Annotated in this window: 23 protein-coding genes and 1 tRNA gene; 18 read left to right on the top strand and 6 right to left on the bottom strand. The window is 63.5% G+C overall.

Annotated elements, in window-relative coordinates:
• Positions 1-214 precede the first annotated feature (214 nt).
• The 7 genes from CAL25_RS16185 (at position 215) to CAL25_RS16155 (ending at position 3,990) form a co-directional block, all read left to right on the top strand.
• Positions 215-655, top strand: a complete 441-nt coding sequence (locus tag CAL25_RS16185; RefSeq protein WP_094801856.1) for a DUF4279 domain-containing protein — start codon at positions 215-217, stop codon at positions 653-655.
• Positions 656-799: 144 nt separating this feature from the next.
• A complete protein-coding gene (locus CAL25_RS16180; RefSeq protein ID WP_141217941.1) occupies positions 800-1,270 on the top strand; it encodes a hypothetical protein in 471 nt (156 codons plus the stop codon).
• A 107-nt stretch (positions 1,271-1,377) separates the two neighbouring features.
• Entirely contained in the window at positions 1,378-1,638 is a 261-nt protein-coding gene (locus CAL25_RS24595) for a polymorphic toxin type 50 domain-containing protein (RefSeq protein WP_094801852.1), read from the top strand.
• The gene (locus CAL25_RS16170) at positions 1,635-1,943 is read left to right on the top strand and encodes a colicin (protein ID WP_094801850.1); all 309 of its coding nucleotides are present in this window, start codon (positions 1,635-1,637) and stop codon (positions 1,941-1,943) included. The genes CAL25_RS24595 and CAL25_RS16170 overlap by 4 nt, the downstream gene beginning before the upstream one ends.
• A gap of 405 nt (positions 1,944-2,348) precedes the next feature.
• Positions 2,349-3,050, top strand: a complete 702-nt coding sequence (locus CAL25_RS16165) for a transposase (protein WP_094801848.1) — start codon at positions 2,349-2,351, stop codon at positions 3,048-3,050.
• Positions 3,051-3,134: 84 nt separating this feature from the next.
• Positions 3,135-3,380: a hypothetical protein gene (locus CAL25_RS16160; RefSeq protein WP_212590916.1), complete on the top strand. Its 246-nt coding sequence runs from the start codon at positions 3,135-3,137 to the stop codon at positions 3,378-3,380.
• A gap of 313 nt (positions 3,381-3,693) precedes the next feature.
• Positions 3,694-3,990 (top strand): hypothetical protein, encoded by a 297-nt coding sequence (locus tag CAL25_RS16155; RefSeq protein WP_094801844.1) that lies wholly within the window; start codon positions 3,694-3,696, stop codon positions 3,988-3,990.
• A gap of 271 nt (positions 3,991-4,261) precedes the next feature.
• On the opposite strand, the gene CAL25_RS16150 is transcribed toward CAL25_RS16155, so the two are convergent.
• The 4 genes from CAL25_RS16150 to CAL25_RS16135 all read right to left on the bottom strand — a co-directional run bounded on the left by CAL25_RS16150 (position 4,262) and on the right by CAL25_RS16135 (position 9,134).
• Entirely contained in the window at positions 4,262-5,767 is a 1,506-nt protein-coding gene (locus CAL25_RS16150) for a tripartite tricarboxylate transporter permease (RefSeq protein ID WP_094801842.1), read from the bottom strand.
• Positions 5,768-5,778: 11 nt separating this feature from the next.
• The gene (locus CAL25_RS16145) at positions 5,779-6,201 is read right to left on the bottom strand and encodes a tripartite tricarboxylate transporter TctB family protein (RefSeq protein ID WP_094801840.1); all 423 of its coding nucleotides are present in this window, start codon (positions 6,199-6,201) and stop codon (positions 5,779-5,781) included.
• A gap of 543 nt (positions 6,202-6,744) precedes the next feature.
• The gene (gudD, locus tag CAL25_RS16140) at positions 6,745-8,094 is read right to left on the bottom strand and encodes a glucarate dehydratase (RefSeq protein ID WP_094801838.1); all 1,350 of its coding nucleotides are present in this window, start codon (positions 8,092-8,094) and stop codon (positions 6,745-6,747) included.
• A gap of 65 nt (positions 8,095-8,159) precedes the next feature.
• Positions 8,160-9,134: a Bug family tripartite tricarboxylate transporter substrate binding protein gene (locus tag CAL25_RS16135; protein ID WP_094801836.1), complete on the bottom strand. Its 975-nt coding sequence runs from the start codon at positions 9,132-9,134 to the stop codon at positions 8,160-8,162.
• Between the two features lie 208 nt (positions 9,135-9,342).
• On the opposite strand from CAL25_RS16135, the gene CAL25_RS16130 reads away from it, so the two are divergent.
• On the top strand, positions 9,343-10,374 hold the full coding sequence (locus tag CAL25_RS16130) for a LacI family DNA-binding transcriptional regulator (protein ID WP_094801834.1): 1,032 nt from the start codon (positions 9,343-9,345) through the stop codon (positions 10,372-10,374).
• 115 nt (positions 10,375-10,489) lie between these two features.
• On the opposite strand, the gene amt is transcribed toward CAL25_RS16130, so the two are convergent.
• Together amt and CAL25_RS16120 are read right to left on the bottom strand one after the other, a co-directional pair.
• Positions 10,490-11,728 (bottom strand): ammonium transporter, encoded by a 1,239-nt coding sequence (gene amt, locus CAL25_RS16125; RefSeq protein ID WP_094801832.1) that lies wholly within the window; start codon positions 11,726-11,728, stop codon positions 10,490-10,492.
• Between the two features lie 34 nt (positions 11,729-11,762).
• Positions 11,763-12,101, bottom strand: a complete 339-nt coding sequence (locus CAL25_RS16120; protein ID WP_094801830.1) for a P-II family nitrogen regulator — start codon at positions 12,099-12,101, stop codon at positions 11,763-11,765.
• Positions 12,102-12,874: 773 nt separating this feature from the next.
• On the opposite strand from CAL25_RS16120, the gene CAL25_RS16115 reads away from it, so the two are divergent.
• From CAL25_RS16115 to CAL25_RS16070, 10 genes are all read left to right on the top strand, one after another.
• The gene (locus tag CAL25_RS16115; protein ID WP_094801828.1) at positions 12,875-13,156 is read left to right on the top strand and encodes an accessory factor UbiK family protein; all 282 of its coding nucleotides are present in this window, start codon (positions 12,875-12,877) and stop codon (positions 13,154-13,156) included.
• Between the two features lie 191 nt (positions 13,157-13,347).
• Complete coding sequence (locus CAL25_RS16110) at positions 13,348-14,856, top strand: YifB family Mg chelatase-like AAA ATPase (RefSeq protein WP_094801826.1); 1,509 nt, start codon at positions 13,348-13,350, stop codon at positions 14,854-14,856.
• Between the two features lie 237 nt (positions 14,857-15,093).
• Positions 15,094-15,291 carry a 50S ribosomal protein L35 gene (rpmI, locus tag CAL25_RS16105; RefSeq protein WP_006387997.1) on the top strand — a complete coding sequence of 66 codons (198 nt, stop codon included), beginning with the start codon at positions 15,094-15,096 and terminating at the stop codon, positions 15,289-15,291.
• Between the two features lie 15 nt (positions 15,292-15,306).
• Positions 15,307-15,666 carry a 50S ribosomal protein L20 gene (gene rplT, locus CAL25_RS16100; protein WP_094801824.1) on the top strand — a complete coding sequence of 120 codons (360 nt, stop codon included), beginning with the start codon at positions 15,307-15,309 and terminating at the stop codon, positions 15,664-15,666.
• Between the two features lie 76 nt (positions 15,667-15,742).
• Positions 15,743-16,765, top strand: a complete 1,023-nt coding sequence (gene pheS, locus CAL25_RS16095; protein ID WP_094801822.1) for a phenylalanine--tRNA ligase subunit alpha — start codon at positions 15,743-15,745, stop codon at positions 16,763-16,765.
• Between the two features lie 12 nt (positions 16,766-16,777).
• Positions 16,778-19,195 (top strand): phenylalanine--tRNA ligase subunit beta, encoded by a 2,418-nt coding sequence (gene pheT, locus CAL25_RS16090; RefSeq protein WP_094801820.1) that lies wholly within the window; start codon positions 16,778-16,780, stop codon positions 19,193-19,195.
• A 2-nt stretch (positions 19,196-19,197) separates the two neighbouring features.
• Positions 19,198-19,542 (top strand): integration host factor subunit alpha, encoded by a 345-nt coding sequence (locus CAL25_RS16085; RefSeq protein ID WP_094801818.1) that lies wholly within the window; start codon positions 19,198-19,200, stop codon positions 19,540-19,542.
• 57 nt (positions 19,543-19,599) lie between these two features.
• Positions 19,600-20,013 carry a MerR family transcriptional regulator gene (locus CAL25_RS16080; RefSeq protein WP_094801816.1) on the top strand — a complete coding sequence of 138 codons (414 nt, stop codon included), beginning with the start codon at positions 19,600-19,602 and terminating at the stop codon, positions 20,011-20,013.
• Positions 20,014-20,414: 401 nt separating this feature from the next.
• Positions 20,415-20,491, top strand: a tRNA-Pro gene (locus CAL25_RS16075).
• Between the two features lie 468 nt (positions 20,492-20,959).
• Positions 20,960-23,167 carry a TonB-dependent receptor gene (locus tag CAL25_RS16070; RefSeq protein WP_094801814.1) on the top strand — a complete coding sequence of 736 codons (2,208 nt, stop codon included), beginning with the start codon at positions 20,960-20,962 and terminating at the stop codon, positions 23,165-23,167.
• The last annotated feature ends 14 nt before the right edge of the window (positions 23,168-23,181 follow it).

Here is a 23,181-nt window from a genome sequence, read left to right as displayed (position 1 = left end):
CACTTCAATGGCTTCTCCCGCAGTATAAAACACTCTCTTTTAATGAGGTATGCGTGCGGCAGGGTAACGTTAAGGCGAGGGCGGTCTGCAAGTGGCAGTCCGGAAATCTCTCCGAACATTATGCGCGAGCTAACTAAATTAAGATTGGGTTGCGAAATAATTGTTACGTAGACTGAATGAAAACCTAGCTCGCACTGGAAAATCTACTACCGACATGAAGAAAAAACTTCCACCGGTTGAATGTTACGCTGATTTTACAATTTATACTGGGGATGTCCGCCCGCAAGACGTTACAGCATTGCTGAGTATGGAGCCCACTATGTTTCGCGTGAGAGGGGAGAAATTTACTACCCCATCAGGGAAGGAGCGTGTGGCATCCCAGTCTATATGGGGTATCAGTTCAGAAAAAGAGATTGATTCGCCAAACATGGCGGATCATTTTGGCTGGATTATGGCTAGGCTGTCGACGATCCAGGAAGCCGCCCGTACCATCCAAACCTTGGGAAAAGTAATTGCGAGGGTTCGACTGGTGGTTTTTTCCTCGGCCCCTTCGTGGGCGGGGACCCTAGATGTAAACCACATGCAGATTCTGGCAGATCTAAATATAAATTATTCCGTCGGTGTTTATTTTGACGACGGAGACGAGCAAGATTGAGGCATCAAATTACCATTTGGCTTGAATGAGGTATTCAGACTGGCGTTCACTTTGAGTGCGAGTGAGCAAGACTATGCAAGCAATTTGTAAATTTAATCTTGCGAATAAGGTGCCAGACTCCCTTTTCGTCGCAAGGTAAGCATCTTGAACGCGTCGACGCCACAAGTGATCCAGCGGCTCCTTTCCGCCCGCTTGATCTACTCAAGGCGGCGCCGCGTCTCCGAATCGGGGATTGCCGAAAGCGTGGTCTGTCACCATTTAATCAAACTTTTCGGGTGGGGCATGCGGGATATACATGTTTGCATTAGGGTGAAGAGAAGGTCTTCTGTCGAAGTGGCCCATGCGGGATCTATCCCCGTTGACGAGGAGGGGGCCGAACTGTTGACCTCATTGGGCGTCATCATTTCGGAGGACATGTCAGAGCACTTCAATTGGCTTCTTCCGCAGTATGAGGCGCTTTATTTCAATGAACTGAGCCTGCGTCAGGGTGACGTCGAAGTGAAGGCGGTGTGCAAATGGGTAAACCACAGGGGCGGGGGTGGTCCTGAAATCACTCCAAATATCATGCGCGAGCTAATTAAGTTAAGACTGGGATGCGAGATATTTGTTTCCTGAGACTAAGGTGTCAGACTGCCTTTTCGCCATAATGTAAGCATCCTAAACGCGTTGGCCCCAAAAAAAATTATCCGGGGGCTCCTCTCTCCCCGCTTGAAAATCGCAGTCTGACACTTTTCATTGTTATTCCCGGACGTAGTTATTTATTTGATGGTGTTGATCCTCAAAAATTGTTAAATGGTGCTCTTGCGGGAGAATTTCCGGTCGTAGGTTACAGTTCCCGCGGTCAGCCAATCGTTGATTTCGGTCGAGATATTGGTGTTGATGCCTCATCCGGCTCAGCGACGCGATATGGCACGCTACATTCAGGGAAAAATGGAGCACATATTGTTCCCGCAAATCCCGCTAGGAGTGGAGTAAAGCCATGAAAAATCCAGAATGGTTAATTCTGTGCCTTTGGCGCGCTTTAATTGGTGAGATATATTCGGCCATAAGATCAATCGCTATATCCCTCGATGATGATGGTAGATTGCTTATTCGCTACTACCTCGACAGGCAGCCAACCGACTTTGATTGGGAGAGCTTGGAAGTTGTCGCTACAAACATTTCTGCCTCAATGGGACAGGACAAAATTACGCAGATAGATTTGGAATGCAAATTTGAGTTGGGTCCTATTGGAATGCTTGAGTCCTTGGGAGGTTTTGTCTACTCTCGCCGAGAGTATGACTTGTAGGTGCGCTAGCAAAAACTGGCTCCGCGTTAAGGCGTCACCCTCGCCTCAGGGAGTAAGTTGTCAGATTGAGCTAACCCGGAGGAATAAGTACCAGAGACTAAGGTGTCAGAGACTAAGGTGTCAGACTGCCTTTTCGCCATAATGTAAGCATCCTAAACGCGTTGGCCCCACAAATGATCCGGGGGCTCATCTCCCTCCCGCTTAATAATCGCATTCTGATACCTTTCATTGAAGGCTATCTCAGTCCAAAGAGGGCGGTCCACCCCAAGCTTTAGGAGATAGATATGCGGGCATATGGTGTCAGACTGCCTTTTCGCTTCGATGTGCTTGATCGATCACTGTCGGACAGCTAATACGGAGTCCCGGTGGTAACTTCCTTAGCCGTCCGGCTCGAAAGGAAGTGCCATGTCCCCCCGTCTCGCACGAACCGTGGTGGCTCACGTTCCGCATCACATAGTCCAGCGGGGGCATCGTCGCCAGACGATCTTTGCTGGCGATGACGATTACCGAGCGTATTTGGATGATCTGGACGAGAAGAGGCAAGAGCTCGACGTGCAGGTGCACGCGTACTGCCTCATGACGAACCACGTGCACCTTTTGCTGACGCCCTCGGAGCCCGCCGCATTAGCAAAGCTCATGAAAGAGGTTTCGCGGCGCGCGACGCGGCGGTGGAATGTTCGGATTGGAGCAACAGGCACGCTTTGGGAGAGCCGTTATAAATCAAGCGCCGTCCAAACTGAGCTGTACCTGTTGGCGTGCATACGCTACATCGAGCTCAATCCGGTGAGGGCGGGCATGGTCACGGCGGCAGAGGACTATCGCTGGTCGAGCCATCGCGCGCGAATGGGAACAGCCAGCATGGGGTTTTTGAACTTTCACCCGGTTTATCTTGCCCTCGGTCGCGACGAGGCCGAGCGCAGACGGGTCTATCGAGAGTACATCGCTTCGTCGTGTGACGCTGAAGCCACGGACCGCATTCGTACGGCAACGAGATCAGGGCAGCCGCTAGCCAGCGAACAGTACTCCCGGCAACTCGAAGGCGCATTGGGTCGGAAGGTGCTCGTTGGCAAGAGGGGAAGGCCTTTAAAAGGCAGTCTGACACCTTAATGCGGTGGGTGCCAATCCAAGAAGGAGGGTGAGGTGAAATATATAAAGTTAATGGCCGATTATAAATGCTACCCGATATGGAACATGTCGCACGAGGATTACGGCGATATACCGCCCTCTGCACTTCCTATCTCCAAAGGCCTTCAGGAACGTTTGTTGAAATGGGCTGCCCTCTACGATGAAACGCTGGATGAGGAATATCCACCTGATTCGCGATTCGAAACTGAGGAAATGGCCCAAAATTTCCGATCAGAAGGTGAGCGCTTGGCAGAATGTCTGAGGGAAGAATTGGGTCCCGATTACTGCATTTCCGTTAAAATTTATACATAAAGATATAGAGCTCGGGTGAGCTCCGTCGGATAGCCCGGTGCCCGGAGAAGCAAGGTGTCAGCCCACCGTTTTTAGTCCCACTCCCGGAGAATAAGGTGTCAGCTTGCCTTTTCGCCATGCTAAGTAAATAAGGTGCCAGACTCCCCTCTCGCTTCGATCTGCTCTATCCATTCCTGTCTCACAGCGAATTTGAAGTTCCGGTGGTAACTTCATCAGCTTTCCCGTCCGGTAAGACGTCTCCGTGTCATATGCCCGGCACGGCCCAAGCACTTGCCCACTATTGCCCATCTGAACCCCCAGCCGCGAATCCATCATGAGCACCGAGCCCGATCAGCCGATAGACACCCTCGTTTTGGGGGATGAGTACGACGATGCCTTGCGCAGCGCGCTGTGGCGCGTGTTGCTCGAGATGGATATGGAGTTGTTGGATCGGACGTGGGGCGTGGGTGGGTCCCAGGAAGTCGAGACGATGCGTCTGCGGGTCGCGGGGGAGTTGGTCACGGTGGAGTCAGAGACCTATATGGGGCTGAGCATCGCGGGCCCCAGCGGCTTGGTCGAACGCATTGCGCTGGCGGTGCGTCAGGTGCTGGGGGTCGGGTCGCCTGAGTGACCCCGGCGCCGCGGGTGGGCGCTGCACTACGTCCAGATAAAGAAACCCCGGGGAAATTGAACTGACCCCCGGAAGTTGGATGGTCAGAAGCTAAAGCCCGCGGATGAAGAAAGCCCGGGGAATGAACTAACCCCCGAAATTTGGACATTGATCCGACCTTCGGGGGGGAGTTCAGAATGGCAGGTCAAAAAGCCCACGGAATCGGCAGATAAAAAAATGCCCGGGGAATCGGCAGAAAACCCGGGCAAAGAGCCAATCTATTCGATGTGGGTCAGTCGACGTCGACGAACGCCTCTTCGCGTTTCTTGCGCAGCGCGGGCAGGGCCACGAGTACCAGCAGCACGGCGGCGGCGGCGAGCAGCGAGGCCGAGAGCGGGCGCGTGACGAAGGTCGTGAAGTCGCCGCGCGACAGCAGCAGGGCCCGGCGGAAGTTTTCTTCCATCATGGGGCCGAGCACCAGGCCCAGCAGCAGCGGCGCGCCTTCGCAACGCAGCTTGCTCCAGATGTAGCCGATGATGCCGAAGATCGCGAACATGAAGACGTCGAAGACGTTGTAGTTCAGCGAATACACCCCGATGGTGCAGAACACCAGGATCGCCGGGAACAGCATGCGGTAAGGCACGCGCAGCAGCTTGACCCAGATGCCGATCAGCGGCAGGTTGAGCACCACGAGCATCAGGTTGCCGATCCACATCGAGGCGATGAGGCCCCAGAAGAGCTCGGGGTGGCTGGTCATGACCTGCGGACCCGGCTGAATGTTGTGGATCGTCATGGCGCCGACCATCAGCGCCATCACGGCGTTGCCCGGGATGCCGAGCGTGAGCAGCGGGATGAACGAGGTCTGCGCGCCCGCGTTGTTGGCCGACTCGGGGCCGGCGAGACCCGCCGGGTGGCCCTTGCCGAAGCGTTCGGGGTTCTTCGAGATCTTCTTCTCGAGCGTGTACGACGCGAACGCCGACAGCACCGAACCGCCGCCCGGCAGGATGCCGAGGATCGAGCCCAGCGCGGTACCACGCAGCACGGCGGGGGCCGCTTCGCGGAATTCCTGGCGGCTCGGGTAGAGCGAGCCCACCTTGTCCTGGATCTCGACGCGTTGTTCTTTCAGCTCGAGGTTGGCCATGATTTCGGAGAGGCCGAACACGCCCATGGCGACAATGGCGAAGTCGATGCCATCCTGCAGCTCGGGGATGCTGAAGTCGTAGCGCGCCACGCCCGAGTTCACGTCGGTGCCGACCATGCCGAGCAACAGGCCCAGCAGGATCATGCAGATGGCCTTGGGCAGCGAGCCCGAGGCCAGCACGACGGCGCCGATCAGGCCCAGGGCCATCAGCGAGAAGTACTCGGCGGGGCCGAACGCGAAGGCCACATTGGCCAGCGGCGGCGCGAAGGCGGCGAGCAGCAGGGTGGCCACGCTGCCCGCGAAGAACGAGCCGATGGCCGCCAGCGACAGGGCCGCGCCGGCGCGGCCGTTGCGTGCCATCTGGTGGCCGTCGAGCACGGTCACCACCGCGGACGTCTCGCCAGGCAGGTTCACGAGGATGGCCGTGGTCGAGCCGCCGTACTGCGTGCCGTAGTAGATGCCGGCCAGCATGATGAGGCCCGCCGTGGGCGGCAGCACATACGTGATGGGCAGCAGCATGGCGATGGTGGGCACGGGGCCCAGGCCGGGCAGCACGCCGACGAGCGTGCCGAGCAGGCAGCCGATGAAGGCGTAGAGCATGTTCTCGGGGGTGAAGGCCACCGAGAAGCCGAGCATCAGGTTGTCGATCAGTTCCATGTGTGTGCTCCTCAGTTGCCCAGCGCCGCGGGCCAGAGCGGGAAGATCAGGCCCAGGCCGCGGATGAATGCCACATAGGAGAACAGCACCAGGAAGAGGCCGTTCGCGACGGCGACCTTCCAGTTGAACTCATGGCTTGCGAAGCTGCTGACGATGACCAGCAGGAAAAGCGAGAGGTAGAGGCCGAGCGGACGCAGGGCGAAGCCGTACAGCACCACCGATCCGACCACCAACGCGACGATGCGGAAATCGAAGCGCGACACGTGGGTCTCGGTGGCGCGCTTGTTGAGGGCGCCCAGCATCACGATGGCGCCCATGAGCGCGAGAACGATGCCGAGCCAGAATGGGAAGTAGCCGGGGCCCATGCGGGCAGCGGTGCCCATGCTGTATTGCGTGGCCTGTACTGCAAAGCCAGCCCCCAGGCCGATGAACATCACCCCAGACCAAAAGTCTTGTCTGTTTCTTAACAACGTCGTGTCTCCAAGTTCTGGCGCGCCCAAATAAAAAAACCGGGGTAGCCCCGGCGGGAACGCATTCTGACCTCTCAAATCGCTTTCATGAAGAAAGCGTATTGAAAGCAAATCGAAAGCAGACGGAATGGTACCGGTATCGGAATTTCCTGAAAACCCGTAATTGCGATAAATTTTTCCGGGATTTCCCCTAGTCCAGAGAATGAACGCTCGAGCGTGGGTCGTTCGCATGCGCGAATTGCTTACGGCATGAAAGCTGACTGACAGGCGTTCGGACGAGGAAGGGCGACGGTCCGCCGCGAAGGCAAGCGGTGTGCCCGGGGGCTACGCGCCGGGGAGGAGGTGCTGCGGATGCGGGGAAGAGGGGCGCTGGCCGCGGCAAGGCGGCTGGCACGCGGCAGGTGTCATGGGGGCTCGACCCGGCCGCGCGGCGCGGGCGCAAACGGGGCGGCGGCGCGTCCGCGCGCGCCGCAACCTGGCTTGGAGCCTAGGCCCGGAGCCCGGGGCTCAGCGCACCATGCACGGACGCTTGCGGTCGAAGGTCCAGCCCGGGATCAGATACTGCATCGCCATGGCGTCATCCCGCGCACCCAGACCATGTTGCAGATAGAGCTGGTGCGCGCGCTCGACCGCATCCATGTCGAGTTCGATGCCCAGCCCGCCGGTTTGAGGCAGTTCGATGTAGCCGTTGCGGATCTGCAGCGGGTTGCGCGTGAGGTATTGGCCGTCCTGCCAGATCCAGTGCGTGTCGATCGCGGTGACGCGGCCGGGTGCCGCGGCACCCACATGCGTGAACATGGCGAGCGAGATGTCGAAATGGTTGTTCGAGTGCGAGCCCCACGTCAGGCCGAACGCCTGGCAGGTCTGGGCCACGCGCACCGAGCCTTGCATGGTCCAGAAGTGCGGGTCGGCCAGCGGGATATCCACGGACTGCAACGAGAGCGTGTGCGCCATTTCGCGCCAATCGGTGGCAACCATATTGGTGGCGGTGGGCAGGCCGGTGGCGCGGCGGAACTCGGCCATCACCTCGCGTCCCGAAAACACGCCTTCGGAGCCGCAGGGATCTTCGGCATAGGCCAGCACGCCGTGCAGGTCGCGGCAGAGCCGTACCGCCTCGTCGAGCAGCCAACCGCCGTTGGGGTCGAGCGTGATGCGGGCCTTCGGAAAGCGTTCGTGCAGCGCGCGGATCGCTTCCACCTCGGCATCGCCGCTGAGCACGCCGCCCTTGAGCTTGAAATCTTCGAAGCCATAACGCTGGTAGGCCGCCTCGGCCAGCTTCACGATGGCTTCCGGCGTGAGCGCTTTCTCGTGGCGCAGGCGCAGCCAGTCGTCGGCTTCGTCGGGGGCGCTGGCGTAGGGCAGGGGCGTCGCGTTGCGATCGCCCACATAAAACAGATAGCCCAGCATCTGTACCGAGGTGCGTTGCACCCCTTCGCCGAGCAGCGCGGCCACGGGCACGCCCAAATGCTTGCCCAGCAGGTCGAGCAGCGCCGATTCGGCGGCGGTGGCGGCGTGGATCGCCACGCGCAGGTCGAAGGTCTGCTGGCCTCGGCCGGCGCTGTCGCGGCTGGCGAAGGCGTGGCGCATCCGGTTGAGCGTCTGGTTGTATTGGCCGATCGGGCTGCCCACGATGAACTCGCGCGCGTCTTCGAGGGTGACGCGGATCTTCTCGCCGCCCGGCACTTCGCCCACGCCGGTATTGCCGGCGCTGTCGGTCAGCACGATCAGGTTGCGCGTGAAATAAGGGGCGTGCGCGCCGCTCAGGTTGAGCAGCATGGCGTCCTGGCCGGCAACGGGGATCACGCGCATCTGCGTGACCGTGGGCGTGGAAGAGGGGCTTTGCGAGGTGTGGGACATGATGAGCTGCTTCTACAAGTTGGGCCCGGCGCGCCGCGCGCGCCGGGCAATGCGTCGATGTGAAATTACTGCACCGTGATGCCGCCGGCTTCGATCACCTGCTTCCAGCGCGCGCTTTCTTTCTTCTGAAACTCGGTGAAGGCTTCGGGCGAGTTGGCCACGACTTCGAGGCCCACGTCGGTGAAGGGCTTGCTCACCGCCGGATCCTTGATGGCCGCGGTGAGCGCCTGCGAAAGCTTGTTGCGCACGTCGTCCGGAATGCCCTTGGGGGCGACCACGGCCTGCCACGCGTACACCTCGAGTCCGGGCACGGACGCTTCGGCGAAGGTGGGCACGTCGGGCAGCACCGGCGAACGCTTGTTGCCCGTGACGGCGATGGCCTTGAGCTTGCCGGCCTTGATGTGCGGCAGCACCGCGTTCACGTTCTGGAACGACATGTCGACCTGATTGCCCAGCAGATCCGAGATCGCGGGGGCGCCGCCCTTGTACGGAATATGCAGACCCTTGGTGCCGGTCTTCTGCCAGAAGAGCTCGGCGGTCAGGTGATCCGACGAGCCGGCGCCCGAGGTGGCGAAGCTGATTTCGCCCGGCTTGGACTTCAGCAGCGCCAGGACGTCCTGCACCGAATTGATCTGCGGCGCGAGCTTGGGATTCACGACGAGCACGTTCGGGGTCTGCACGGCCACCGTCAGATAGGTGAAGTCTTTGGCGGGATCGTACGGAATGCCTTTCATCAGATGCGGGGCGACGACCAGCGGCGCAAGCGACGTCACCATCAGCGTGTAGCCGTCGGGAGCGGCGCGCGCAGCCTGGGCCGCCCCGATCGTGCCGGTGGCGCCGGCCTTGTTCTCGACCACGAACGACTGCTTGAGGGATTCGCCGAGCTTGTTGGCCACGGAGCGGGCGACCGAGTCGGTGGCGCCGCCCGGCGGGAAGGGCACGATCATCGTCACGGGCTTGTCGGGCCAGGCGGCCTGGGCCGAGCTGGCGACCACGAGCAGGCCCAGTCCGGCCATCCACCGGCGTGCAGTGAGGTTCATTCTTTGTCTCCTGGTTGAATTGGTATAGGCCCTGTCGGGTGAGTTAACGTTACCATTTGCGTTGGTAACGTTAACAACAGGATTTTGTTAGGATAGGTTCAGGCGGGAGCGCATCGCTACCCCGTATAAACCCTAGGCCTGCCGCCGCGCCATGGCGGGCTGCAGCAGGTAGGCTGTGGCCCTTATTCCTTCACACGATCCGATCCGCATGCCCACGTCCGCCCCGAAACCTCGCGCCCGCCGCGCCGATAAAGCCGGCGTCACCGTTCGCGAAGTGGCGCGGGCGGCGGGCGTGTCGATGATCACCGTGTCGCGCGTGATCAATACGCCGCAACACGTCTCGCCCGCGACGCTCGAAAAGGTCAACGCCGCGATTGCACAGCTCGGTTATGTGCCCAACCTGATGGCGGGCGGGCTGCGGCTGTCGCGCAGCAATCTCGTGATGGTGCTGGTTCCTTCGCTGGCGGGGCCGCTGTTCGGCGGCATGCTGAGCGCGCTCACGCACTCGCTCGAGGCCAAGGGCTATCAGTTGATGGTGGGGCAGAGCGGCTACGACGCACCGCGCGAAGACGCGCTGTTGCGCGCCATCATCGGCCGGCGGCCCGATGGCATCGTGCTCACCGGCGTGATGCATTCCGCGCAGGGGCGGGCGCTGCTGCAGGCGTCGGGCATTCCTATCGTCGAGACCTGGGACACCACGCCCACGCCGATCGACATGCTGCTCAGCCTGTCGCACGCCGACATCGGCGCGGCGGTCAGCCGCTATCTGCATGCTGCCGGCAAGACGCGCCACGCGGTGCTGAGCGGGGGCGACGAGCGCGCCCGTCTGCGCGCGCAGAGCTTCGTGCGCACGGCTGGCGAGCTCGGTCTCGCCGAGCCACCGGTGCACTATGTGCGACCGGCGACCACGCATGCGCAAGGGCGCGAAGGCCTGCGCGCGTTGCAGGCGCAAGGGCATCCGATCGACGCGGTGTTCTGCAGCTCCGATCTGATGGCGGCGGGCGTGATCACCGAAGCGATCGCGCAGGGCCTGTCCGTGCCGGGCGATCTGGCGGTCGTGGGCTTTGGCGACATGGAATTCGCCGCGTCGATGCAGCCCGCGATCACCTCGGTGCATGTGGACGGCGCGGCCATCGGGGCGCAGGCCGCGGACATGATCGCGGCCCGCGCCAACGGCGATGGGCCGCATAGCGACGTCGTCGAGATCGGATTCCGCATCGAGGCCCGCGACAGCGCGTAAGCCGCGCAGCTTCGTCGCGCTCGCCAAAAAAACACGGCGCCCCGAAGGGCGCCGTGCGCTTTCTGCCTGCCCCCGACCCGGGAGACTTCGGGCGGGGCAGGGCGAGAAACCGAGATCAGCTGTGGTACGCGGATTCGCCGTGGCTGGTCACGTCCAGGCCTTCGCGTTCCTGGTCTTCCGGCACACGCAGGCCGCAGAGCATGTCGGCGATTTTGTAGGCGATCCAGGCGACGATGCCCGACCACACGATGGTCAGCAGCACGCCTTCGAGTTGCACCCACACTTGGCCGAGGATCAGGCCGGCGCTGTCCAGGCCCGGGCCGCCGAGGGCCTTGGCGTTGAACACACCCGTCAGGAGCGCACCGATGATGCCGCCCACGCCGTGCACACCGAACACATCCAGCGCGTCGTCGGCCTTGAGCAGGCGCTTCAGACCGTTCACACCCCACACGCAGATTGCGCCGGCGGCGATACCGATCAACAGCGCGCCCACCGGACCCACCAGGCCAGCGGCCGGGGTGATGCCGACCAGACCGGCGATGGCACCCGAGGCGGCACCCAGCATCGAGGGCTTGCCCTTGATCGACCACTCGGTGAAGATCCAGGCCAGCACGGCGCCAGCGGTAGCGACCATGGTGTTGAAGAAGGCCAGCGTGGCGCCTTCATTGGCGGCCAGGGAAGAGCCCGCGTTGAAACCGAACCAGCCCACCCACAGCAGCATCGCGCCGATATAGGTCATGGGCAGATTGTGCGGCTGCATCGCTTCGCGGCCATAGCCCACGCGCTTGCCGATCACGTAGGCGCCCACCAGACCGGCCACGCCAGCGTTGATGTGGACGACCGTGCCGCCGGCGAAGTCCAGTGCGCCACGCGCATTGAGCAGGCCCGGCGCGGTTTCGGAAGCGAACCACACCATGTGCGCGATGGGGATGTAGGCAAACGTGAACCAGATCAGCGTGAACACCAGCACGGCGGAGAAGCGCGCGCGCTCGGCGAAGCTGCCCACGATCAGCGCGCAGGTGATGCCGGCGAACGTGGCCTGGAACGAAGCGAACAGCAGCTCGGGCAACGTGCCGGACAGCGCGAAGGTGCCGTCCGCCGGGTTGAAGATGCCTGAGAAGAAGGTACGGCTGAATCCACCGAAGAAGGCGTTGCCTTCGGTGAAGGCCAACGAGTAGCCGTAGACAAACCACAGCACGACGGCGAGCGCGAAGGTGCAGAGCACCTGCATCAGCACCGACAGCACGTTCTTGCTGCGCACCAGGCCGCCGTAGAACAGGGCCAGGCCCGGCACGGCCATCATGAGCACGAGCAGGGTCGAGACCAGCAACCAGGAGATATCCGCTTTATCCATTTTTCATGGCTCCAAAGAGTCTTGCTTATCGTTATTACAGGGCTGCTTCGCCCGACTCGCCGGTCCGGATACGGATGACTTGTTCCAGCGGGGCGGTAAAGATCTTGCCGTCACCGATCTTGCCGGTACGGGCCGCTTGTTCGATGGCTTCGACGACCTGGTCGACCAGGTGGTCGGGCACGGCGGCTTCCACCCGCAGCTTGGGCAGGAAATCGACGGCGTATTCGGCGCCCCGGTACAGTTCGGTGTGACCCTTCTGGCGGCCGAAGCCTTTGACTTCGGTGACCGTCAGCCCCTGGACGCCGATCCCGGACAGAGCCACCCGCACTTCGTCGAGCTTGAATGGCTTGATGATGGCGATGACGAGTTTCATGGCTTTTCCTCTCATGGTTGCACGTTGGCATGGGCTATCAAGCAACATCCATGCCAACTTTTGCTGACCCGCTGGTCAGGGACGGGTGCGAGAGGACAGGCACAGTTTCCGCGCACGCAGCGCCAAACTGGGGCATAAAGCGGGGCGTCCATGCATCAAAATGGTGCTAAGGCGCCGTCGGCTCACGCGCTGCAACGGAATGTGTGAAGCGTCGCGAGTTTGTAGCAAATTGCGTATCCGGGGCGCTGCGGGCTCGCGTCGCGCCGTGCGTGGCCAGGGCCGCCCGTCGGCGGATTTTTCGGGCGTAGACCCTTGATTTGCTGGGGCGGTCCGCGGGTCTCGACATGACGCCGGCGTCCTCGCCATGGCCTGTTCCGGCCACGTTATTACCGCGCCGCTGAAACGCGGGTTTACACGTATGCGCTTGTTGACCTGACCCGGCTGGGGAAGAATCGAGGCGTTGTTAGTGCATTGCGCGAGCAACAGCCCGTCGGATGTCGCGGCAATCGATATCCGGCAGGTTTTGGGGGTGCGCCTTGACGGCAGCTTCCTGGAGTCGCCTCCCGGCGATTCTGTTTTTCTCCTGTGCTTTGAAAAGCGGCGCCGACATCGGCCCGCTTTTTTTTTGCCACCGGCGGGGCGCGTTGTCCGGGCCGTCCATTCGCGCCATCCCAGCGGAGCCCGATGCGGCCCGGTGCCGCGATGTGTCTGCAGGGAAGCCCGTCAGGCTCTACACTGGCAGTGTTGTCATTCATACGAAGGCGAGCGCAATCATGAACCGCACCCAACAATGGATGGAAGAGTTCCAGAAGAACATCTCCGACCTCATCGCACGCAGCCCCGCAGCGGATCTGGAGCGCAACATGCGCTCCATGATGACGCAGGGTTTTGCCAAGCTCGATCTGATCACGCGTGAAGAGTTCGACGTGCAGACCGACCTGCTGGCGCGCGCCCGCACCCGCGTGGATCAGCTGGCCGCGCAGGTTCAGGCGCTGGAAGCGCGCCTCGACGCGTTCGAGCGCAGCCGCACCGGCTCGCCCGCCAGCGAGGCCTGAGCCTCGCACCGCGCCGGGCCCTGTTGCAATCGGGTCCGACGCGGTGAACCCGACTCAGCGCGAGGCCGCCCCGCGGCTTTGCGAACCGCGCCGCCTGCGCCGTGCAGGGGTGCGACCAAAGCGTCCCGGCGCGGCCACGAAGCCCGTGCCGGCGTTGCATACTGCCACTCCCCCTGACTGCTGGAGTGGCCATGACCCTGGCCGTATTTGCCAGCCGCGCGCTGGCCGGACTCGATACCCCTGTCGTCCGGGTCGAGGTCCATGTGGCGGGCGGCCTGCCGGCGTTCACGGTCGTCGGATTGGCCGACACCGAGGTGCGCGAGAGCCGCGAGCGCGTGCGCGCCGCCATTCTCAATAGCGGATTCGATTTTCCTCACGGCCGGGTCACGGTGAACCTGTCGCCCGGCGATCTGCGCAAGGCGTCGGCCCGGTTCGATCTGGCGATCGCGCTCGGGGTGCTGCAGGCCTCGGGCCAGCTGGTGCTGGCCGAGGCGCAGGCCCAGGTCTTGACCGATATGGTGTTGGCCGGCGAGCTATCGCTCACCGGCGCGGTGGTGGCCGTGGCACAGCCGCTGGCGCTGGCGCTGGGCGTGGCCCGCCAGCAACCCGACGCCATATTGGTGCTGCCGGCCTCGTGCGCGCCGATCGCGGCGTGGGTGCCCGGCTTGCGGGTGCTGGCCGCGCACACGCTTGGCGAGGTGGCGGCCTGGCTGGCCGGGCAGGGCGCATTGACCCCGCCGGCCGCCGCGCCACCGCCCGCGGGTCCGCCCTGGCCCTGCCTGTCGGACGTGCGCGGCCAGGCGCAGGGGCGGCGCGTGCTCGAGGTGGCGGCCGCGGGCGGCCACAGCCTGCTGCTGACGGGGCCGCCGGGGGCGGGCAAGAGCATGTTGGCCCAGCGCCTGCCCGGCTTGTTGCCGCCGCTGCGCCGCACGGCGGCCCTGCAGGTGGCCGCGATTGCCGATCTGGCGGGCCAGGCCGTGCATTTCGGTCGGCTGCCCTGGCGCGCGCCGCACCACTCCGCGAGCGCCGCGGCGCTGGCAGGCGGGGGCGGGCGGCCGCGTCCGGGCGAGGTGACCCTGGCCCATCACGGTGTTCTGTTTCTCGACGAACTGCCGGAGTTCGGCCGTCAGGCGCTCGAAACCTTGCGCGAGCCGCTCGAAAATGGCGAGGTCATGGTGGCGCGCGCCTTGCATCGGGTGCGTTATCCCGCGCGATTCCTGCTGGTGGCCGCGATGAATCCGTGCCCGTGCGGCTGGCGCGGCCATCCAACCCGCCCGTGTCGCTGTACGCCGGATCAGGTCGCGCGATATGTGGGGCGCGTGTCGGGGCCACTGCTCGATCGCATCGATCTACATGTGCATCTGCCGCCGGTCGCGCCGGCGCGGCTCGAGGACGGACCCGGCGAAACCTCGCAGGCGGTGCGGGCACGGGTGCGGCGCTGCCGCCGCCGGCAGCGCTTGCGGCAGGGCTGCGCCAACGGGCAGCTCCCGGTGGATGCGCTGGCGGGGGTGTGCGGGCTCGATGGCGGCTCGCAGGTCTGGCTGGCGCGCGCCCTCGAGCGGGCGGGGGCGTCGGCGCGTGCCGCGCATCGGCTGTTGCGGGTGGCCCGCACCCTGGCCGATCTGGAGGGCGCGCAGCGGGTAGGGGTGCCTCACCTGGCCGAAGCACTCCAGTACCGGCACGCCGGAGCGGTTCGCTGACAGGCCTCTCCGGCCCTAATTTATCGGGCCCGAAACGCCCGCCGTCGCCGCTATCCGACACGGCTGTGTCAGGCGAATAGACAAGCGACGCAAAATCACCATATAATCAAAGGCTTTCCGGCATTCTCTGTCGGGAAAATTAGAAGTGGCGCGGGTCTACAAGTTTTGGTTTCTCCTTCTTGGGCGGATCAAGCACCTGTTGCCACAATCAATCAACAAAGCCTTTTAGGAATCATCATGCCCAAGATGAAGACCAAGAAAAGCGCTGCAAAGCGCTTTCAGGTCCGCGGCAGCGGATCCATCAAGCGCGGTCAGGCGTTCAAGCGTCACATCCTGACCAAGAAGACCACGAAGAACAAGCGCCAGCTGCGCGGTTCGGCTGCGGTCCACGAAACCAACGTCGCTTCCGTGAAAGCGATGATGCCTTTCGCTTGATAACGGAGATCTGATATGCCTCGCGTCAAACGTGGCGTTACCGCCCGTGCCCGTCACAAAAAAGTCCTGACCGCCGCCAAGGGTTACCGCGGCCGTCGTGGCAACGTCTTCCGCATCGCCAAGCAAGCGGTGATGCGCGCCGGTCAATACGCCTACCGTGACCGCCGCAACAAGAAGCGTACGTTCCGCGCTCTGTGGATCACCCGTATCAACGCCGCCGTGCGTGAACAGGGTCTGTCGTACAGCGTGTTCATCGCCGGCCTGAAGAAGGCTGCGATCGAACTCGACCGCAAGGTGCTGGCCGATCTGGCCGTGCGCGACAAGGCTGGCTTTGCCGCCATCGTGCAACAAGCCAAGGCGGCCTTGGCTGCCTGATCGCGTCCACATACATCGCGGATCGCTGCAAACGGGGCTGTAATGGCCCCGTTTGCGTTTTCAAGGCTCACATTTCATGACTCTACTGGCTGACGACCTGGTTTCCCAGGCGCAAGAACGATTCGCCGCCGCCACCGATGCGGCCGCGCTGGAAAACGCGAAAGCGCTATTCCTGGGCAAGGACGGTGCGCTCACCGTGCAGCTCAAGGCGCTGGGCAAGCTCGATCCCGAAGCCAAGCGCGAGGCCGGCGCCCGAATCAACAAGGCCAAACAACAGATCGAAGAGCTGCTCAATGCTCGCCGCGCCCAGATGGCGCAGGCTGAGCTCGACGCACGCCTCGCTTCGGAAACCATCGATGTCACCTTGCCCGGCCGCGGCCGTGTGGCAGGCGGCATCCATCCGGTCATCCGCACCTGGGAACGCGTCGAAGCCATCTTCCGCTCGATCGGTTTCGATGTGGCCGACGGCCCCGAAGTCGAAAACGACTGGACCAATTTCACCGCGCTGAACAATCCGCTGGATCATCCGGCGCGGTCCATGCAGGACACCTTCTACGTCGACATGAACGACGCCGATGGCCTGCCGCTGCTGCTGCGTACGCACACCAGCCCGATGCAGGTGCGCTACGCCCGCATGCACAAGCCGCCGATCAAGGTGATCGCGCCGGGCCGCACCTATCGCGTCGACAGCGACGCCACGCACTCGCCGATGTTCCATCAGGTCGAAGGCCTCTGGATCGCCGAAGACATCTCGTTCGCCGACCTGAAGGGCGTCTACACCGACTTCCTGCGTTGCTTCTTCGAAAGCGACGACCTCGTCGTGCGCTTCCGTCCGTCGTTCTTCCCGTTTACCGAACCCTCGGCCGAAATCGACATGATGTTCACCTCGGGTCCGAACCGTGGCCGCTGGCTGGAAATCTCCGGCTCGGGTCAGGTGCATCCGCAGGTGGTGCGCAACTTCGGGCTCGACCCCGAGCGCTATATCGGCTTCGCGTTCGGCTCCGGCCTCGAGCGCCTGACGATGCTGCGCTACGGCGTGAACGACCTGCGCCAGTTCTACGAAGGCGATTTGCGCTTCCTGCGCCAGTTCAACGAATAAAGACGGCTGATCATGCAATTTCCTGAATCCTGGCTGCGCACGCTCGTCAACCCGGCGATCGCAACCGACGAACTCGCGCACCAGCTCACGATGGCCGGGCTGGAAGTCGAAGAAACCCTGTCCGCCGCGCCGCCGTTCTCAGGCGTGGTGGTGGCGCGTATCGCCGAGATCGCGCCGCATCCCGATGCCGACAAACTGCGCGTGTGCAAGGTCGATGACGGCTCGGGCGAACTGCTGCAGATCGTGTGCGGCGCGCCCAATGCGGCGGCCGGCATCACGGTGCCGCTCGCCCGCGTGGGCGCCGAGCTGCCTGGCGGCATGAAGATCGGCGTGGCCAAGATGCGCGGCGTGCAGTCGTCGGGCATGCTGTGCTCGGCACGCGAACTCGGCCTGTCGCAAGATCACGGCGGCCTGCTCGAGCTCGCCGGCGACCTCGCGCCCGGTACCGACATCCGCGCCGCGCTGTCGCTCGACGACACGCTGTTCGTGCTCAAGCTCACGCCCAACCGCGCCGACTGCCTGTCGATCCTCGGCGTGGCGCGTGAGGTGTCCGCGCTGACCGGCGCCGCGCTCACGCTGCCCGCGTTCGAGCCCGTGCCCGTCACGCTGAACGACCGCCTGCCGGTCTCCATCCAGGCCGCCGACCTGTGCGGCCGCTTCGCCGGTCGCGTGATCCGTGGCGTGAACGCCCGGGCCGCCACGCCCGACTGGATGCGCGAGCGCCTCGAGCGTTCGGGGCAGCGTTCGGTGTCCGCGCTGGTCGACATCTCCAACTACGTGATGCTCGAGCTGGGCCGTCCGTCGCACGTGTTCGACCTGGACAAGATCCAGGGCGACATCAACGTGCGCTGGGCGCGCGCCGGTGAATCGCTCGAGCTGCTCAATGGCCAGACCGTCACGCTCGACCCGAAGGTCGGTGTCGTGACCGCCGGCGAGCAGGTCGAAAGCCTGGCGGGCATCATGGGCGGCGAGGCCACCGCCGTCACGCTCGACACGCAAAACATCTACCTCGAAGCCGCGTTCTGGTGGCCCGAGGCCATCGCCGGCCGCGCGCGCCGCTACAAGTTCAGCTCCGAAGCCAGCCATCGCTTCGAACGCGGTGTCGATTTCGACAACATCGTCGAGCACATCGAACGCATCACGCGTCTGATCGTGGACATCTGCGGCGGTCAGGTCGGCCCGGTCGATGACCAGGTAGCCCGTCTGCCCGAGCGCGCGCCCGTGCGTCTGCGTCTGGCGCGTTGCCATCGTGTGCTCGGCGTGCCCGTCACGGCCGCCGAGGTCGCCGACATCTTCACGCGTCTGGGCCTGCCCCATACCCGCGAAGGCGACGACTTCATCGTCACGCCGCCGTCGTATCGCTTCGATATCGAGATCGAAGAAGACCTGATCGAAGAAGTGGCCCGTGTCTATGGCTTCGAGCGCATCCCCAGCGTGCCGCCGGTGGCGCGCGCCAAGATGCACGCCACGCCCGAAGTGCAGCACGGTCCGCACGCGCTGCGCCGCGCCACCGCCGCGCGCGACTACCAAGAGGTCGTGAACTACAGCTTCGTCGAAGCCGACTGGGAACGCGACTACGCCGACAACACCAACCCGGTGCGCCTGCTCAACCCCATCGCCAGCCATCTGTCGGTGATGCGTTCGAGCCTGATCGCCGGCCTGGTGGCCATCGTGCGCCACAACGCCAATCGCAAGCAATCGCGCGTGCGCCTGTTCGAACTGGGCCGCGTGTTCGTGCGCGATGCGCAGCTGGCCGATGGCCCCCTCGAAGTGGCGGGCGTGCGCCAGCCGATCAAGCTCGCCGGCGTGGCCTGGGGCCCCGCCAACGAAGAGCAGTGGGGCGAGCCCACGCGTCAGGTCGATTTCTTCGACGTGAAGCTCGACGTGGTGGCACTGTTCGGCGTGCGTGGCCCCGAGCTGCGTTTTACGGCCGATCGTCATCCCGCGCTGCACCCGGGCCGTAGCGCCCGCATCGAGCTCGACGGCAAGGTCGTGGGCTGGATCGGCGAGCTGCACCCGCAGTGGGCGCGTCAGGCCGACCTGGCGCATGCGCCGGTCGTGTTCGAACTCGACGCCGACGCGCTTGCCGCGGGGCGTCTGCCGCGCGTGGCCGAGCTGTCGCGCCAGCCGGTGGTGGTGCGCGACCTGGCCCTGTGGGTCGACGAGGGCGTGCAGGTGCAGTCCATGCTCGATACCGTGGCCGCCACCGTGGCCGCGGATCCGCAACTGGCGGTGGTGCAGGATGCACGCCTGTTCGACGTGTGGCGCGACAAGCCGCGCGACGGTCAGCCCGTCACCGAGAAGAGCCTGGCTTTCCGCTTCTGGCTGCAGGACACTGCGGTAACATTGGACGAAGCCCGCGTGGCCGACTGCCTGGCCCGCCTCAAAGACGCGCTGGTCTCCGCACACGGCGCACGTCAACGGGTGTGATCATGGGGAACCCTATGCTTGCCGAGCCGCGCACGCTCACCAAGGCCGAACTCGCCGAACTTCTGTTCGAGCGGGTCGGTCTGAACAAACGCGAGGCCAAGGATATCGTCGATACCTTTTTCGAAGAGATCCGCGAAGCCCTGGCCCGTGGCGATGCCGTGAAGCTCTCGGGCTTCGGCAATTTCCAGGTGCGCGACAAGCCGCCGCGTCCCGGGCGCAATCCCAAGACCGGCGAAACGATCCCGATCGCGGCGCGCCGTGTGGTGACATTCCATGCCAGCCAGAAGCTCAAAAGCGTGGTCGAGCACACCCCGGCGTCCGACCCTCTCATCAACCCCGCGGAGTGATACGCTTTGTCGGCAATTGTTATCGGTCCTCGAAGCGTTGCGGCATAAAATCCACCTATGACTCGTCCCGAATCCACTGTCACGCTACCGCCCATTCCCGCCAAGCGCTATTTCACCATCGGTGAGGTGAGCGACCTGTGCGGGGTGAAGCCCCATGTCCTGCGGTACTGGGAACAGGAATTCACGCAGCTCAAGCCGGTCAAGCGTCGTGGCAATCGGCGTTATTACCAGCACCATGAAGTCCTGTTGATCCGCCGCATCCGTTCCTTGCTGTATGAGCAAGGCTTCACGATCAGCGGTGCCCGCAATCGCCTCGGCGATGCGCGCGATGTGCCGCACGATGCCGACGCCGCCGTCCGCCTCAGCGCAGCCGAACTGCAATCGCTGCGCAACGAGCTGGGCGACATCTCGGCCTCGCTGGCCGAAGCGCTCGGCACCTCGAGTTCCAAGCCCGCCAGTCAGGCCGCATGACGCGTGGCAGGTGAGGGCGCGGCTCTCGCCACACACGCATTCGCAAAGGCACCTTCGGGTGCCTTTTGCTTTGGTGCGCGCGGATGTGGCCGCCGCGGCATCCCCTCATGTCATCAGCATGAAAAAAAGTCGCCGATGCGCCGCACGCGTCTTTTTTATGGGGTATTATTCCGGCCCGGTCGTAGCTCAGCGACGCGGCACGAAGAGCAGGGCATCGCAAGATTTCCGCCTCCGTTTCGCGCAGTCTGTTCGTGCATTCCGGCATGCGCGTGGCATGCGAGGCGTTCCCCAAACGCCAGGTTCGCCACCCGCCATCGATGTGATCTCGCTTTTGCGTGGCTTGCAAAGATAGATGCCCGGATTTGCGCAAATTGATTTAGTTCTGATATACTTTCGGTCTTCGGGGCGTAGCGCAGCCTGGTAGCGCACTTGCATGGGGTGCAAGGGGTCGCGAGTTCGAATCCCGCCGTCCCGACCAAAAAGAAAGGCCGTCAGTGAGAAATCACTGACGGCCTTTGTCGTTGGTGCTTCGGATTTTGGCTGCAATGGCCGATCCGGTATTTGTGGCCTATCTGGCGCCTGAGTATGTGGCACCTGCATCTGGCACCTGCGTCTGGCACCTGCATCTGGCACCTGCATCTGGCACCTGCATCTGGCACCTGCATCTGCCGCCTGAATATCTTCCACCTGAATGTCTGCCACCTGAGTGCTGCCGCCTGAGTGCTGCCGCCTGAGTGCTGCCGCCTGAGTGCTGCCACCTGCACGGTGCCACCAGCGGCTGGCCTCATTCGCGCGGCTCGGGCCGGGCCGCGCCACGGCGCCGCGGCCATCTGGCGGCGTCCAGTTTTCATCAGTCTTTGCGGTTTGCTCGCGTGCAACCATCGGTCGGCTGTGTCTCCGTCTATCCAGGAACCGTAATGGTTCTCATTAAAGAATCAATGCTCCGATGAAATCGCCGCACATTACCGCTCGCGCGCTTCCTCCCCGTTCTTGCCTGGCGCCCGCGTTGGCTGCTGTCGCCGTTCTTGGCGTGCCGGCGCAAGCCAGCGGGGCTTCGCCCAACGACGCCAGGCCGCCGGTGCAGCTCGCGCCGGTGACCGTGACGGGAGATGCGCCCCAGGGGTCGAAGACCGATGCGTCCGCGTCGGGCAAGTACGCCGCGCCGCTGATCGACGTGCCGCAAACGATCACGGTGGTGCCGCGCCAGGTGCTCGACGAGCAGAACGCGCTCAGCCTGCGGCAGGCGCTATCCAACGTCTCCGGCATCACGTTCAACGCGGGCGAGGGCGGTGGCGGCAGTGGCGACTCCATCAACATCCGCGGGTTCAGCGCCAATGCGAGCATGCAGGTTGACGGCATGCGGGACAGCGCGCAAACGAGTCGCAGCGACCTGTTCAACATCGAATCGGTCGAGGTCATCAAGGGGCCCAACTCCGTCTTCGGCGGAGCGGGCACGACGGGCGGCAGTATCAACATGATCAGCAAGGCGCCCAAGTCCTCCGACCTCACCACGGTCGGCGCGGGCCTGGGCACCGACCGGTACAAGCGCCTGACCCTCGACACCAACCAGGCCTTCGACGACGGATCGCGCGCGTTCCGCCTGAACCTGATGGGGCATGGCAACGACGTGCCCGGCCGCGATCAGATCGAGAAAAAGCGTTGGGGGATCGCGCCGTCGTTCGCGTTGGGCCTGAACGGTCCCACCACCTTTACGGTCAGCGTGTTTCATCAGACCGACGACAACGTGCCCGATTATGGCGTGCCGGCCTTCCGCGGCAAGCCGCTCGATGGCGTGTCGCGCCACGCTTACTTCGGCTGGCGCAATCTCGACAAAGACAAAATTCAGTCCGACACGGCGACCGCCCGCCTCGAGCATACGTTCTCGGAAAGCCTGAAGCTGCAGAACACGCTGCGCTATGCATCGTTGAATCGCGACACCGTGATCTCCGCCTCGCACGTGAACCGCCAGGGCATGCGCACGGGCTACTACAAGCCCGCCGGCCCGCAGGCTTACGGGCGCGATTCGCACACGACCATGTGGGCCAATCAAACCAATCTGACGAGCAAGTTCGGCACGATGGGGCTGCAGCACACCCTCGTGACGGGCGTGGAGTTCTCGCAGGAAGACTACGAGCGGGACACGTACTCGTACAACATCAGCAGGCTGTTCCCCGCAGCGGGTTATGCCCTGGCCAATCCGCCGGGGTATTGGCGCGGCGCCGTCGATAAAAAGATATCGGCCCGCAACAAAACCCGGCTCGACACCAAGGCGATCTATGCCATGGACACGGTCGCGCTCAGCGAGCGTGTCGATGCCAACGTCGGGCTGCGCTACGACTGGATCGACGGCCGCTCGGCCAGCCACTCGGTCTCTGCCGCGAGCACCGACGACCGCACGTCCGATCGCAAGCTCAGCTCGCGTTTCGGGCTCACCTACAAGCCGGCGCAGAATGGCCGTGTTTACGTGGCCTACGGCACGTCGTTCAATCCGTCCGCCGAGTTTCTCGTCACGACGGGCTCGGGCGTGAGTCAGAGCACGTCCTCGCTCGCACCCGAGAAAAACCGCACGCTCGAGCTGGGCACCAAGTGGGAGTTGTTCGACAAGCGGCTCGCCGTGGGCGGTGCGCTGTTCCAGGTCGACAAGACCAATGCCCGCGAAGCGCTGGCCGATGGCTCCTACCTGCTCGCGGGGGCGCAACGCGTGAAGGGCGTCGAGCTCGATGCCTCGGGCAAGCTGACGCCGAAGTGGGATGTGTTCGCCAACTACACGTACAGCGACAGCGAGACGCGACGGTCGCTGGTGACGCCCGCGCGCATCGGCCAGGCGCTGGGCAACACGCCGCGCCATTCCTTCAGTCTGTGGACCACGTACGTGCTGCCGCAGGGCTGGACGGTGGGTTACGGCACGCGCTTTGTCGGCTCGCGCAATGTCACGTCGCAGGGCGATGGCAAGCTGAGCCCTTATTGGGTGCACAGCGTCATGGCGTCGTACGACGTGACACGCAACCTGAAGCTGCAGCTCAATATCGAGAACCTGACCGACGAGCTGTATGTCGAGCGCGTGCGCCAGACCGCCGGCACGCAGGCGCGGTCGTCGGCGATCGAATACGGCGACGGCCGCTCGGCCATGCTGTCCGCGCTGTATCGGTTCTGATGCCCACACACATC

It is taken from the genome of Bordetella genomosp. 5 (assembly GCF_002261315.1).
GTDB lineage: Bacteria > Pseudomonadota > Gammaproteobacteria > Burkholderiales > Burkholderiaceae_B > Bordetella.
This window is presented reverse-complemented; position numbering and strand designations above follow the sequence as displayed.